At 63.9% G+C, this 12,902-nt stretch carries 12 protein-coding genes and 1 tRNA gene; 6 read left to right on the forward strand and 7 right to left on the reverse strand.

What is annotated here, in order from left to right:
• Window positions 1-233: 233 nt before the first annotated feature.
• Window positions 234-307, reverse strand: a tRNA-Cys gene (locus NTA49_RS16315).
• Window positions 308-497: 190 nt separating this feature from the next.
• On the opposite strand from NTA49_RS16315, the gene NTA49_RS16320 reads away from it, so the two are divergent.
• From NTA49_RS16320 to NTA49_RS16330, 3 genes are all read left to right on the forward strand, one after another.
• On the forward strand, window positions 498-1,151 hold the full coding sequence (locus NTA49_RS16320; RefSeq protein WP_258295874.1) for a protein-L-isoaspartate O-methyltransferase family protein: 654 nt from the start codon (window positions 498-500) through the stop codon (window positions 1,149-1,151).
• Window positions 1,152-1,245: 94 nt separating this feature from the next.
• Window positions 1,246-2,685, forward strand: coding sequence for a TolC family outer membrane protein (locus NTA49_RS16325; protein WP_258295875.1), 1,440 nt, complete (start codon window positions 1,246-1,248; stop codon window positions 2,683-2,685).
• An 88-nt stretch (window positions 2,686-2,773) separates the two neighbouring features.
• Window positions 2,774-3,775, forward strand: coding sequence for a hypothetical protein (locus NTA49_RS16330; RefSeq protein WP_258295876.1), 1,002 nt, complete (start codon window positions 2,774-2,776; stop codon window positions 3,773-3,775).
• A gap of 24 nt (window positions 3,776-3,799) precedes the next feature.
• Here the strand turns inward: NTA49_RS16330 and NTA49_RS16335 are convergent, their stop codons facing one another.
• Both NTA49_RS16335 and NTA49_RS16340 read right to left on the reverse strand, forming a co-directional pair.
• Window positions 3,800-5,254: a cobyric acid synthase gene (locus tag NTA49_RS16335; RefSeq protein WP_258295877.1), complete on the reverse strand. Its 1,455-nt coding sequence runs from the start codon at window positions 5,252-5,254 to the stop codon at window positions 3,800-3,802.
• A 159-nt stretch (window positions 5,255-5,413) separates the two neighbouring features.
• Window positions 5,414-5,734, reverse strand: a complete 321-nt coding sequence (locus tag NTA49_RS16340; protein WP_089420757.1) for a DUF6280 family protein — start codon at window positions 5,732-5,734, stop codon at window positions 5,414-5,416.
• 217 nt (window positions 5,735-5,951) lie between these two features.
• Between NTA49_RS16340 and efp the strand changes: the two genes are divergently transcribed.
• Entirely contained in the window at window positions 5,952-6,515 is a 564-nt protein-coding gene (efp, locus tag NTA49_RS16345; RefSeq protein WP_258295878.1) for an elongation factor P, read from the forward strand.
• A 109-nt stretch (window positions 6,516-6,624) separates the two neighbouring features.
• On the opposite strand, the gene ygfZ is transcribed toward efp, so the two are convergent.
• The gene (ygfZ, locus tag NTA49_RS16350) at window positions 6,625-7,362 is read right to left on the reverse strand and encodes a CAF17-like 4Fe-4S cluster assembly/insertion protein YgfZ (RefSeq protein WP_258295879.1); all 738 of its coding nucleotides are present in this window, start codon (window positions 7,360-7,362) and stop codon (window positions 6,625-6,627) included.
• A gap of 67 nt (window positions 7,363-7,429) precedes the next feature.
• On the opposite strand from ygfZ, the gene NTA49_RS16355 reads away from it, so the two are divergent.
• Window positions 7,430-8,098, forward strand: a complete 669-nt coding sequence (locus NTA49_RS16355) for a TIGR04283 family arsenosugar biosynthesis glycosyltransferase (RefSeq protein ID WP_258295880.1) — start codon at window positions 7,430-7,432, stop codon at window positions 8,096-8,098.
• 4 nt (window positions 8,099-8,102) lie between these two features.
• On the opposite strand, the gene NTA49_RS16360 is transcribed toward NTA49_RS16355, so the two are convergent.
• Window positions 8,103-9,926 (reverse strand): ABC transporter ATP-binding protein, encoded by a 1,824-nt coding sequence (locus NTA49_RS16360; RefSeq protein ID WP_261368384.1) that lies wholly within the window; start codon window positions 9,924-9,926, stop codon window positions 8,103-8,105.
• A 329-nt stretch (window positions 9,927-10,255) separates the two neighbouring features.
• Between NTA49_RS16360 and NTA49_RS16365 the strand changes: the two genes are divergently transcribed.
• The gene (locus NTA49_RS16365) at window positions 10,256-11,464 is read left to right on the forward strand and encodes a pyridoxal-phosphate-dependent aminotransferase family protein (protein ID WP_258295882.1); all 1,209 of its coding nucleotides are present in this window, start codon (window positions 10,256-10,258) and stop codon (window positions 11,462-11,464) included.
• Here NTA49_RS16365 and NTA49_RS16370 read toward each other — a convergent pair.
• Both NTA49_RS16370 and NTA49_RS16375 read right to left on the reverse strand, forming a co-directional pair.
• Window positions 11,448-11,654, reverse strand: coding sequence for a hypothetical protein (locus NTA49_RS16370; RefSeq protein WP_258295883.1), 207 nt, complete (start codon window positions 11,652-11,654; stop codon window positions 11,448-11,450). The two genes, NTA49_RS16365 and NTA49_RS16370, sit on opposite strands and share 17 nt — an antisense overlap.
• Before the next feature lie 76 nt (window positions 11,655-11,730).
• Window positions 11,731-12,831, reverse strand: coding sequence for a pyridoxal phosphate-dependent aminotransferase (locus NTA49_RS16375; RefSeq protein ID WP_258295884.1), 1,101 nt, complete (start codon window positions 12,829-12,831; stop codon window positions 11,731-11,733).
• Window positions 12,832-12,902: the final 71 nt, after the last annotated feature.

A 12,902-nucleotide genomic window follows, 5' to 3' on the forward strand; every position in this document is an offset into this window, starting at 1 on the left:
AGAGCCCCAAGCCCTTCAAATGGACCAAAACCGCCGAGGATATTCTCACCCGGGAACGCCGCGCCTTGGATAAGCTCGATCAAATCCGAGGGAACCGGTAAGATACGTCAGACTCAGAGCACTAGGTAGGAACCCCTAACTTATTCGAACTGGCATGGCTACTATGTGGCTACTGTCAGTAGCGCACAGTAAAGAATTTGCGGAGATCAGGACGCTAAGTCACTGAAAATAAATGGAGGCGAGTAGGAGAATCGAACTCCTGTACACGGATTTGCAATCCGTTGCGTCACCACTCCGCCAACTCGCCAGCGCCTTGAAAACAAGGGTTTTCGTGGTTGGCCGGGTGATAGGCCGTTTTTCACAAGAGCGCAAGGGCTTCGTTTTCCAAAATGCTGCGCGCCATTGCCATCTTCAATTCGCGCCATCGGCCCGTTGCCGTGCTGTTCGGAATGTGGCACATCTGATAGCGATAGATTCCGAACAGATGAGTTCAGTTCATGGCAAACTTTGAAATGCGCCGTACGGTGATGGTTGATACGCAGGTGCGGCCTTCGGACGTGACCAAGTTCCCGATCATCCAGGCCATGCTTTCGGTCGCGCGCGAGGATTTCGTGCCGACCTCCCAGCGTGAAGCTGCCTATATGGGCGAAAACATCGACTTGGGGCAGGGCCGCGTCGTGCTGGAGCCGCGCACGTTGGCCAAGATGTTGGACACGTTGGACATTGGCAACGACGAGCTGGTTCTGGACGTGGGCACCGGCTATGGCTATTCCGCTGCCGTGATCGCCCATATGGCCGAAGCTGTCGTTGCGGTCGAGGAAGACGAGGATTTCGCCCGCGAGGCGCAAGAGGCGCTGAGCACGGCGGGGGCCGACAACGTCGCCCTTTACACCGGGCCGCTGGCCGAGGGGGCCGCACAGCACGGACCCTATGATGTGGTGATCGTTCAGGGTGGCGTGGCACGCGTGCCCGACGCGCTGATCGACCAGATCAAGGATGGCGGGCGCATCGCGTGCCTGTTCATGGACGGTGCGCTGGGCGAAGGGCGCGTCGGCTACAAGATCGACGGGCGGATGTCCTGGCGCAACGTGTTCAACGCAGGTGCGCCGATTCTGCCCGGTTTCGAGGCGCACAGCCAATTCCAGCTGTGATTGCATCGCGCTTGCGGTCCGCTGGTGGTCCCTTGGCCGTTGCAAACAGTTCAGGACGGTGCACAATGCGCCGCATGTTTAGGACGGACAAGAGATGAGATCACCTGCAAGACGTTTCACCGCAAAGACGCTTGGCGCGGCATTGGCCATCGGGGTCGTGTTCGCGGCGCCCTTGCGGGCTGACACGCTGGCTGACGCGCTGGCGGGGGCCTATACGCACTCTGGCCTGTTGGACCAGAACCGCGCGCTGCTGCGTGCTGCCGACGAGGACGTGGCCGCGGCGCAGGCGCTGCTGCGCCCCATCGTGAACTGGTCCGCCAGCATCGACCACAGCTTTAGCGAAAGCGGCGCGACAACGACCGGTTTAACCGGGGTGAGCTCGTTCAACCGCACCTCGCTCAGTGGCACATCGACCACGGTGGGGATCGTGGCGCAGATGCTGCTTTATGATTTCGGTGCCTCCCAGTCGCGCATTGCCGCCGCAAAGGAAACCGTTCTGGCCACGCGCGCATCGCTGACCTCGATCGAACAGCAAGTGCTGTTGCGCGCGGTCTCGGCCTATATGAACGTCCGCCAGGCCTATGAATTCGTGGCGCTGCGCGAAAACAACCTGCGTCTGCTGACCCAAGAGCTGCGCGCCGCACAGGACCGGTTCGAGGTGGGCGAAGTGACCCGCACCGACGTCTCGCTGGCCGAGGCGCAGCTGGCCGCCGCACGCAGCGGGGTTGCCGCAGCCCGGCGTGATCTGGCGCAGGCCATCGAATTTTACCGCAACGTGGTGGGACGCAGGCCGGGACAGCTTGCGCCTCCGCCCAGCCTGCCGCGCACCGAAACCAATGTTGACACCGCCAAGGCCGTCGCAATGCGCCGCCATCCCGATATAGACGCGGCACAGCATCAGGTGGCCGCAACCGATCTGCTGGTCATCGCCACCGACCGCGACATGTACCCCCAGCTCAGCCTGAACGGATCGCTGTCAGCGACCGAGAACTTCGGCAACGACAATTTCCGCCGGGGCGGGGCCGTGGGCCTGGAATTTGGCGGACCGATCTATCAGGGCGGGCGGCTGTCGTCGGCCAACCGCGCGGCGATGGCACGGCGCGACGCTGCGCGCGCGAATCTGCACGTGGTACGTCACAATCTGGCCGAGAACGTGGGCAATGCAATCGCGGATCTGCAGGCCCTGATCGCGCAATCACAGGCCAGCGAACGGCAGGTCAGTGCGGCAAACGTGGCGTTCAGCGGCGTGCGCGAAGAGGCGACATTGGGCGCACGCACCACGCTTGACGTGCTGGACGCCGAGCAGACATTGCTTGATGCACAAGCGCTGCGCATTCAGGCACAGTCGCAGGTCTATGTGGCGGCCTATGCGGTTCTGGCCTCGATGGGGCTGTTGACTGCCGAGCAGCTTGGCCTGAATGTTCAGATCTATGACCCCGAAGCCTATTACAATCTGGTGAAGGATGGCCCGGCCAAATTGACCAAACAGGGCAAGCAGCTGGACCGCGTGCTTGAGGCTTTGGGCAAGGAATGACAGAAAAAGACTGACAATTTTTCACACCTGTTGTGAGAATCTCCGGTTCGCGGTAAACTGTGATCCGAGGTGAGAGTGGAAAAATAATATGCCTGATGCCGTGACCAACGCCGAGGTTGAGGACGTCCTGTCGTCTATTCGCCGTCTGGTGTCCGAAGACAAACGCGTTCCAGCCGAACAAAAGCCGAAGGCCAACAGTGACCGGCTGGTCCTGACGCCTGCCTTGCGGGTCGCTGAAATGCCCCAGTCGGATCGCGATGCGCAGCAGAATACTGCCGCAGATGACGTACGCGCGCGTGCTGAATTTGACGCGCCTGCGCAAGAGATTGCCGACCCTGATGCTGGTGATGTCTCCGCTGACATGGATGATCTCTATGAGGACGGTGATAGCGAAGAAGCCGTGATCGACGCCTTATTGGCCGAGACTGCCGCAGATGACTTGACCGAAAATGACGATCACGCCGAAGCGAATGATACCGCGCTGGCGGAAGACGAGGCCGTTGAAAAGGCGGTGTTTACCCATCGTCGCCCCCGTCCTGAAAGCGCGACCAGCGAAACCCCGACCGAAGCCCGCTCCTTGCGCGATGTGTTCCGCGCCGTCGATGCCCAGGAGGCCGAAGAGGCGCGCAAGGCGGCCGTGTTGCCGCATGTGCCCGAATATCGCGGCCCCTCCGTCGAGCCACGTGTGACCCCGCGCAGCCTCAGCGCCAAGATTGCCGTCCTCGAAGAGGTGATCGCGCGCACCGACGACCAGTGGGAACCTGATGGCGCAGGCCGCGATGATTACGCGGGCACCGAACAGCCCGCGATGGCATGGGAAGATACCTCTGACGAGACAGGAACCGACGAGCCCTCGACGACACCCGAACCCACGATCTTTGCGGGCGAACCCCCGCGCAAGGAAGCCGCGTCCGAAGATGTCTTGGCATCGGATGTCGATGTGATGGACGAAGAGGCGCTGCGCGATCTGGTTTCCGACATCGTGCGTCAGGAGTTGCAGGGCGCATTGGGTGAACGCATCACCCGCAACGTGCGCAAACTGGTCCGCCGTGAAATTCACCGCGCACTGGCGGCGCAGGAACTGGAATGACGCGGGACATCTAGGGGTGCGCCCCTAGATATCCGCAGCCAGTTCCAGCAGCAGATCAATGTCCATATGCGCCTCAAGGTGCTGCGCCAGTGCGTCCAGCGTGTCCTCGACCATGTGGTCATAGGACAGGGTGCTGCGCTGGCCCAACTGGTGCAGAAACGCCGCGCGATAGGCGTCTGATCCGAAAATACCGTGCAGATAGCACCCTTTGATCCGGCCTGACGGGGTGACGGCCCCTGCGGGCTTGCCCTCGACGTGCAGCCATGCGCGGGCAGTATCTGGTCCGGTGGTTTCGCCCATGTGTATCTCATAGCCGGTCAGCGCCGTACCGCTGGCCAGATCCGTCCCTGCGCGCAGCGCCAGCGTTTTCAACGGCGCCAGCGTGGTGTGCACATCGAGCAGACCCAGGCCCGGAACGGTTGCCGCAGGTCCCTCAACGCCCGCAGGGTCGGCGACGGTCTGGCCCAGCATCTGATAGCCGCCGCACAGACCCATCACGTGACCGCCGCGCCGGACATGGGCGGCGATGTCGATGTCCCAGCCTTCGGCGCGCAGGCAGGCCAGATCGGAAATGGTGGATTTGCTGCCGGGCAACAGGATCACGTCGGCATCGGCAGGCAGGGGATGCCCGCGCTGGATCAGGCGCAGATCGACATGCGGTTCGGCGGCCAGCGGGTCGAGATCGTCGAAGTTCGAGATGCGCGGCAGCACCGGCACTGCGATCACCAGCCCTGTGCCGCTGCCCGCGCGGGCGGGCAGGTCGAGAACGTCTTCGGCCGGCAGGCGGTGGGCGCCGTCGAACCATGGCAGCACGCCCAGCGAGGGCCAGCCGGTGCGCCGGATGATGTCGGTCAGACCGTCGTCGAACAGGCTGGGATCGCCGCGAAACTTGTTCACGGCAAAGCCGCGGATCATCGCGCGGTCGGCGTCTTCAAGCACCGCGTGGCTGCCCACCAGCTGCGCGATGACGCCGCCCCGGTCGATGTCGCCCATCAGGATCACCGGGACGCCCGCGGCCACGGCAAAGCCCATGTTGGCGATGTCGCCTTTGCGCAGGTTGGTCTCGGCGGGGCTGCCGGCGCCTTCGACGATGATCAGGTCGGCGTGCGAGGCAAGGCGGTGAAAGCTTTGCAGGACGGGGGTGAGCAATGCGCCGCGTTCATGGCCGAAGGCGCGGGCCTCCTGCGTGCCGATCACCTTGCCCTGCACGATCAGCTGCGCGCCGGTCTCGCTCTGGGGTTTCAGCAGCACCGGGTTCATGTCGACGTGGGGCGGCACCCCCGCCGCGCGTGCCTGAAGCGCCTGCGCGCGGCCAATTTCGCCCCCTTCGGGCGTCACGGCGGCGTTGTTCGACATGTTCTGCGGCTTGAACGGACGCACCGACAGGCCGCGCCGGACACAGGCCCGCGCAAGGCCTGCGACGACCATCGATTTGCCGACGTTGCTGCCGGTGCCCTGGATCATGATTGCGCGCGTCATGGAGGAGTGCGTCGCATTCGCACGTGTCCAAAGCAAGAGGCCGCGTGAACCGCCAGAGGTTAATCTGCAATTGGCAACGCTGTGGCAATCGCGCAACAAAAAACGCGCCCCGCAGAGGGCGCGTTTTTTATCTGGTTCGGCAGCAGTTTGTGCGTTGGATCAGGCGGCTTCTGCCTGTTGTGCGGCATTGCGGCGTTCGCTCTCTTCGCGCGACAGCGCAACCGAGGTGCGGACACCCTTGCCGACAAATTCCATCAGGCCCGACACCACACGTTCGTTGGGGTCGATGCCTGCACAGCTCAGCACTTCGCGCCCATCGCGCGAGCGTGCCCAGCGGGCGATCTGTTCCGGACCGTTGCCATATTTCTTGTCGTCGGCTATGGCGTCGTCCAGAGCAGCCAACACAACGGCTGCAAAGAGTTTACGTGCACGGTTACCTTGCTCGTTATTGAAGGCCGTGCCGTCAACGAAGTCTTTCATTCTTCGTCCTTCCTTTATTCTTGCTCTTGTCTTTTCGGCGTGAGGCTTCTTATGACCTATCCACGTCGATTCGGATACCCTGAATTCGCATAGCATCTATGCAATAGGCGCATATCTGCTGCGGTGCAGCGCAGTACATAGCCGTGTTGCACGGGTCAGCACATCAAGATATAGGGTGCCTCACGTCCTCATCAACCTTTTGCCTTGGTTTAACCTCATGCCTAAAATTAACGGAAACGAAATCCGCCCCGGAAACGTGCTTGAACATAACGGCGGTCTGTGGGCGGCTGTCAAAGTCGATCACGTAAAGCCCGGAAAAGGCGGCGCATTTGCGCAGGTCGAGATGCGCAACCTGCGCAACGGCACCAAGTTGAACGAACGCTTCCGGTCAGCGGACAAGGTCGAGCGCGTGCGGCTTGAGCAAAAGGACCAGCAATTTCTCTATGAAGAGAACGGCATGCTGGTCGTGATGGACATCGAAACATACGAGCAGATCCAGCTGCCCGCAGATCTGCTCGGCGAGCGTCGCCCATTTCTGCAGGACGGCATGACCATCGTGGTCGAGTTTCACGATGAAGAGGCGCTGAACGCGACATTGCCTCAGAAAGTCACCTGCAAGATCGTCGAGACCGAGCCGGTGGTCAAAGGACAGACCGCCGCGAACAGCTTCAAGCCCGCGATACTGGACAATGGTGTAAAAGTCATGGTGCCGCCCTTCGTGGGCAACGACGAGGATATCATCGTGAACACTGAGACGATGGAATACGCCGAGCGCGCGTGATCCTCTGCCTTGGTATTTAGTCAGCGCACCCGCCCCTCGTGGCGGGTGTTTTGCATTGGGGCGCTGCCCCAAACCCCGGGATATTTCTGGCCAAAAGAAAGTGCGGGGGTCAGTCCAGCCTGCGTATAGTCGCGTCGCCTGCCTGCATGTCGCCGCCTGCGCGGTCAAAGCGCAGATAGGCAAGGGCGCGGTCGCCTGCTCGGCTGTGCAGAGTGCCAGCGGGTTTGCCATCTGCCTTGATCTCGGCGCCGGGCTCGGCGGGGCCATCTACGTGGACCTGAGCGAGGCCCTTGCGCAGTTCGGTCTTGTGTTTCATCCGCGCGGTGACCTCTTGGCCGACATAGCAGCCCTTGCGGAAATCGACACCGTTCAGACGCTCGAAGCCGACTTCCAGTATGAAGGTGTCGGGGTGCAGCTCTTGCCCGGCGCTGGGAATTTGATTTTCGACCATGAGCGCGGTCCAATCGACGCTGTCGTCACCTTGCGGGGTGTCGCGATAGGCGCGCCAGCCGAGGGCTGCGTGGCGGGGATCGGCGAGCGCATCTTCTGGACGTGGGCCGAGGCCGCGATGCAGGTGGAGATCGGTGTCGGATATCGTCACATCGGCGCGCAGTTTGTACATTGTCAGGCGTTGCTTCAGCGCAGGTGCCTGTGTGGCGTCTGCGTCGAGCAGGACGTCGTCGCCGTCGGATTTCAGGAGGAAATCGGCGATATATTTGCCCTGGGGCGTGAGCAGTGCCGTGTAGACCAGTCCGTGATCCAGTCTGGCGATGTCGTTCGTCACCATACCTTGCAGGAATTCGCGTGTGTCGGCACCGCTGAGGTGCAGGATCGTGCGGTCGGTCATGGGTGGCTCCCTTTGGGTGTCTTGTGACATATAGCAATTGAGACCGCAGGAAAAAGGGGGCAGTCCCATGCGCGCACCGATATCTGTCGTGATCCCGACGCTGGACGCGGCGCCGCAGTTGGCTGGCTGCCTTGCTGCGCTGGTCGAGGGCCTGGAGGCGGGGCTGATCCGCGAGCTGATCGTGTCGGACGGCGGATCGCAGGACGATACCACCACTTTGGCCGACGCCTGGGGGGCGCATGTGGTCAGCGGGCCTGCGTCGCGCGGCGGTCAGCTGCGGCGCGGGGTGGACGCGGCGCAGGGGCTCTGGCTGTTGGTGCTGCATGCGGACACGGTGCTGCAGGAGGGGTGGGCAGGCGTTGTGGCGGAGCATATCCAGACCAGTGACCGGGCCGGGTGGTTCCGCCTGCGGTTTGATCGTGGCGGGCGGTTCGTTGCGGGTTGGGCCAATCTGCGCAGCCGGTTGGGGCTGCCTTACGGCGATCAGGGATTGCTGATGCCGCGCGGGCTGTACGACGCGGTGGGTGGTTACGCCGATCAGCCGTTGATGGAGGACGTCGCGATGGCGCGCAGGCTGCGGGGCAGGATGGTGCGTCTGGACGCGGTGGCGGTGACCAGCGCCGCGAAGTACCGCCAGCAAGGCTGGGTGAAGCGCGGCGGGCGCAACCTGTGGACCTTGATGCGCTATGCAGGCGGCGTCTCGCCCGAGCGGTTGGCGCAGAGCTACCGGCGCTAGCGCCTTAGCCGAACAGGCGTTCGCGCACGCGGGTCAGCAGGCCGGGGCGCGGGACAGACGGGCTTTTGGCGCGGGGGATCAGGCGGTCTGCTCCTGCCTTGTCAAGCACGGTCTTGCCGTCCTTGAATTGCAGACGGTAGAGATCGGCATAGATGCCGCCGCGCTGCAGCAACTCTTCGTGGGAGCCTTCGTCGACAACCTTGCCGCGGTCCATCACGACGATCTTGTCGGCGCTGATGATGGTGGACAGCCGGTGGGCGATGACGATGGTGGTGCGGCCAGCCGCCAGACGGTCGAGCGCCTCTTGCACCACATGTTCGGATTGTGCGTCGAGGGCCGATGTCGCCTCGTCCAGCAGCAGGATCGGCGTGTCGCGCAGCAGGGCGCGTGCGATCACGACACGCTGGCGTTGCCCGCCGGAGAGGGCAGAGCCACGCGGGCCGACGTGGGTGTCGAGACCGCCGGGCATCTTGTCGAGGAAGTCCGAGACGTGGGCGGCGTCGAGCACCTCCCTCAGACGGGCATCAGATACGTCGGTGCGGCCCAGCACGATGTTCTCGCGCAGGGTCTCGTCGAAGAGGAGCGCCTCTTGGGTGACGACGGAGAAGAGGCTGCGCATTTCGTTCAGCTTCATCTCGGTGGCGGGCACGCCGCCGATCTTGACCACGCCCTGCTGTGGATCGACCAGGCGGGTCAGCAGGTTGAAGATGGTGGATTTGCCCGCGCCCGATGCGCCGACCAGCGCCGTGGTCTTGCCGGGGGCGGCCGTCAGGCTGAGTTCGCGCAGCACCGTGGTGTCGCCATAGGACAGGGTCACGTTTTCCAGCGCGATCGCGGGGGTGCCGGTGGGCACGGGTTTGGGCGACTTGGCCGATTTCAGGTTGACCGGTGCGTCGAGCAGTTCCTTGATCCGCTCGATCGAGGCGGCGGCGACCTGCCACAGGCCGCTCATCGCGCCAAGGCGGCGCAGCGGGTCGAAGGCAAAGCCCATCGCGGTGAAGAAGGTCATGAACTGACCGATGGTCTTTTCGCCCGCGATGATCTCGGCGCCGCCGTAGAGGATCACGGCCATGAAGCCGACGCCGGACATGATATCGATCATCGCGGGGATCGCGGCGCCGCCGAAGGCTGTGCGCACTTCGGTGCGCACGAAACGGTCGGTCAGGCCGCGGTACTGGCGCGACTGGTAGTCTTCGAGTGCGTTCAGCTTGATCTGCACGATGCCGTGGAACACCTCGTCCAGGCGGGTTGACAGGTTCGCGCCGATATCGCGGGCGTTGCGGGCGTGGCGGCGCACATAGCGTTGCGCCATCGCGGCGGGCAGCACCAATAGCGGCGTGCCGACGCAGGCGAGCAGGGCCCAGATCGGATCGACGCTGATGGCCACGCCGATCAGCACGATCAGGCCGATGAAATCGCGTCCCGCGCCGGTGATGATTGCGCGCCAGACATCGCCCACCGCGTTCACGTCCTGCTGCACGCGCTGGATCAGGAAGCCGGGGGGATGCGATTGGTGGAATGCGCCGTCGAGCTTCATCATGTGATCGAGCAGGTCGATGCGCAGCGCCGCGGCGGTTTTCTGCGCGATGCGCGTCAGCAGCACCTTTTGCACCACGGACGACACCGCGCGCACCACGAAAATGCCCACCAGCAGCACGCCGACCCAGATCAGCATGTCGCTGTTGCCCTGCACGAACACGTTGTCGAACATCGGCTGCATCATCCACGACAGCGCGCCCAGCATCGAGCCTTCGAGGATCATGAAGAAGACCGCGACCGACAGCGTCGGGATGTGCCTGCGCAGGTAGGTCCGCCACAGCCAGCCCATCAGGTGACTGGACGCATAGTTGACCGGCGCCGTCGCCAGCGGTTCTGCCGCAACGGGAAGCGGCTGCGGACCTTGGGCGGCAGCCGGTGCGGTGGCCTGTGCAGGGGTCGTATCGGGGCCTGCATTGGGTGTGGTGTCGGGGGCTTTCGTCACGATGTTATTATCATACGCAGAGCCGCGCTCTGGTCCTCGTGGTTTTGATTGACCTATCGTGTACTTGGCGTTCCGGCCCCGTGCAAGCGCCGAGGCCGCACAAGCTGTGCGAGGGCGATTGACGCCGCGCCGCGCAGGCGTAGGGTGCGCAGGTGAAAATTCCTCAGGAGCCATCCATGCCTCAGCACCCGCTTGCCGCCTTTGGTCGCGATTACCTTGCCATTCCCGGCCCGTCCGTGATGCCCGATGCGGTGCTGCGCGCGATGCACCGCTCTGCGCCCAACATCTATCATGGCGCGCTGATCGAGATGGTCGAGAGCATCGTGCCCGACCTGCGGCGGGTGGCGCGCACCAAGGGGCACGTGGCGATGTACATCGGCAACGGGCACGCGACGTGGGAGGCCTGTCTGAGCAACACCGTCATGGCGGGCGAAAAGGTGCTGGTGCCTGCGACGGGACGGTTCGGGCTGGGCTGGGCCGACGTGGCGACGGGGTTGGGTATCGACGCCGAGGTGATCGATTTCGGCAAATCCTCGGCGATTGATCCGGTGCGGGTGGCAGAGCGCCTGGCGGCGGACAAATCCAACCAGATCAAGGCGGTGTTGGCCGTGCACGTGGACACCTCGACCTCGTTCAAGAACGACGTCGCGGCCTTGCGTGCGGTGCTGGACGATCTGGACCACCCCGCGTTGCTGATGGCCGACTGCATGGCATCGCTGGGTTGTGATCCGTTCGAGATGGACGCCTGGGGCGTCGACGTGGTGATCGCAGGCTCGCAAAAGGGGCTGATGGTGCCGCCGGGCATGTGTTTCGTGATCTTCAGCGACAAGGCCGCCGAAGCGCGGGCGCGGATGGACCGGGTCAGCCGCTATTGGGACTGGACCCCGCGCGCCAACCCCTCTGCGTTCTTTGAATACTGGAACGGTACGGCACCCACGCACCACCTCTATGGTCTGCGCGCAGCGCTGGACATGATCCACGACGAGGGCATAGAGAACGTCTGGCGCCGACATCACCTGCTGGCGCGTGCGGTCTGGGCCGCGGTCGAGGCCTGGGGCAAGGATGGCCCGATGAAGATGAACGTGGGCGATCCCGCGCAGCGCGGTCATTCTGTGACGGCGATCAGCATCGGCGCGCCGCATGCCACGGCGTTGCGCGACTGGACCGAACAGAACCTTGGGCTGACCTTGGGCATCGGTCTGGGCATGGCCGAGACCAGCGACCCGGCCTGGCACGGCTATTTCCGGCTGGGTCACATGGGGCATGTCAGCGGCCACATGGTCATGGGCATGCTGGGCGGCATCGACGCAGGCCTCAAGGCGCTGGACCTGCCGCATGGCGGCGGCGCGCTGGAAGCGGCGTCAGGCGTTATCGCTGCGGGTTGAAACGCGCCTCGGCCCGCGCCCTGCGGGCCGCGAGCCAGCTCATCCAGCGGTTCAGTGACCATCCCAGTGCCGCGACTGCCAGAAGGCCCCAGAGCGCCCAGAGCAGCAGAAACACCCACGACAGGTTGACGCCAAACATTACGATGCAGGCGTTGGTATAGTTGGGTGCGGACTGCGAATGCTCGTTCATGGCAGGCTTTTCCGATGGGTGTGCCTGGCAATATAGCGTGGAAATGTGGGGGGAGTAGATTTTCTGTGGGGCTGTGTCAGCCTTTCGCCTCTGCAAGGGCTTTCGGCAGGGCGGCGGCGAAGGCGTCGAGGTTCTCGGGCGTGCCGCAGCTGATGCGGATACAGCGGTTTTGCGGGGCTGCAAACGGCATCCGCACGAAGATGCCTCGCGCGATCAGCCCGTCCAGCACTGCCTTGGCGAAGGCGCCGTCGCGGCCGCAATCAATCGCCACGAAGTTCGCAGCTGAGGGCAGGGGGGCCAGGCCGTTGTCCAGCGCGATTTCGGCGATCCGTCGGCGCGCGGTGTCGATCTGGTCCAGCACATGCGCCAGGTGCGCGTCGTCTTCCAGTGCCGCCAGTGCCCCGGCCTGTGCCGCGCGATTCATGCCGAAGTGGTTGCGCACCTTGTTGAAGGCGGTGATCAGGTCAGGGTGGCCGAGCGCGTAGCCGACGCGCGCACCTGCCAGCCCGTAAGCCTTGGAAAACGTGCGCATCCTGATCAGACGCGGATCGTCGAAGGGCAGATCGGGCGCGGTTCCGGGCGGGGCGCAGTCGATATAGGCCTCGTCCAGCACCAGCAGACAGCCCTCGGGCAGCATGTCCAGCGCGCACACCAATGTGTCGCCCTCGTGCCATGTGCCCATCGGGTTGTCGGGGTTGGCGATGTAGACCAGCTTGGCGTCGACCTCTGCCGCCTTGGCAAACAGCGCCATCGGGTCTTCGTGGTCGTCGTTGTAGGGCACCTTGTGCAGCACGCCGCCAAAACCCGCCACGTGGTAGTTGAAGGTCGGGTACGCGCCATCCGATGTGACCACCGCATCCTCCGCACCGACGCAGAGCCGGACCAGATAGCCCAGCAGGCCGTCGATGCCCTCGCCCACCATGATGTGCGAAGGATCGGTGCGCAGATGTGCGGCCAGTGCCGCGATCAGGTCGTGCGATTCGGGGTCGCCGTACATCCAGATGTCTGCATCCGCCATCGCAGACCGGGCCATGGGCGACGGCCCAAAGACGTTCTCATTGGCCCCTAACCGTGCGTCAAAGACCGCGCCGCGCGCGCGCTCTTGGGTTTCGGGGCCCACAAAGGGTACCGAGGCGGGCAGGGACAGGGCGAGTGGGGTCAGGCGTGCATGTGTCATGGGTGCCACGGATACTGTGCCGGTCCAGCCTTGGAAAGAGGGCTTGAACCGACCCCGCGCGAATTGGCGCG

Source organism: Pseudosulfitobacter koreensis (assembly GCF_024733015.1).
GTDB lineage: Bacteria > Pseudomonadota > Alphaproteobacteria > Rhodobacterales > Rhodobacteraceae > Pseudosulfitobacter > Pseudosulfitobacter koreensis.

What these genes read in the sequence shown, in the direction of transcription:
- NTA49_RS16320 (WP_258295874.1), top strand. Translation starts at nt 498, where the DNA reads ATGGCAAACTTTGAAATGCGCCGTACGGTGATGGTTGATACGCAGGTG.
- NTA49_RS16325 (WP_258295875.1), top strand. Translation starts at nt 1,246, where the DNA reads ATGAGATCACCTGCAAGACGTTTCACCGCAAAGACGCTTGGCGCGGCA.
- NTA49_RS16330 (WP_258295876.1), top strand. Translation starts at nt 2,774, where the DNA reads ATGCCTGATGCCGTGACCAACGCCGAGGTTGAGGACGTCCTGTCGTCT.
- NTA49_RS16335 (WP_258295877.1), bottom strand. Translation starts at nt 5,254, where the DNA reads ATGACGCGCGCAATCATGATCCAGGGCACCGGCAGCAACGTCGGCAAA.
- NTA49_RS16340 (WP_089420757.1), bottom strand. Translation starts at nt 5,734, where the DNA reads ATGAAAGACTTCGTTGACGGCACGGCCTTCAATAACGAGCAAGGTAAC.
- efp (WP_258295878.1), top strand. Translation starts at nt 5,952, where the DNA reads ATGCCTAAAATTAACGGAAACGAAATCCGCCCCGGAAACGTGCTTGAA.
- ygfZ (WP_258295879.1), bottom strand. Translation starts at nt 7,362, where the DNA reads ATGACCGACCGCACGATCCTGCACCTCAGCGGTGCCGACACACGCGAA.
- NTA49_RS16355 (WP_258295880.1), top strand. Translation starts at nt 7,430, where the DNA reads ATGCGCGCACCGATATCTGTCGTGATCCCGACGCTGGACGCGGCGCCG.
- NTA49_RS16360 (WP_261368384.1), bottom strand. Translation starts at nt 9,926, where the DNA reads ATGGGCTGGCTGTGGCGGACCTACCTGCGCAGGCACATCCCGACGCTG.
- NTA49_RS16365 (WP_258295882.1), top strand. Translation starts at nt 10,256, where the DNA reads ATGCCTCAGCACCCGCTTGCCGCCTTTGGTCGCGATTACCTTGCCATT.
- NTA49_RS16370 (WP_258295883.1), bottom strand. Translation starts at nt 11,654, where the DNA reads ATGAACGAGCATTCGCAGTCCGCACCCAACTATACCAACGCCTGCATC.
- NTA49_RS16375 (WP_258295884.1), bottom strand. Translation starts at nt 12,831, where the DNA reads ATGACACATGCACGCCTGACCCCACTCGCCCTGTCCCTGCCCGCCTCG.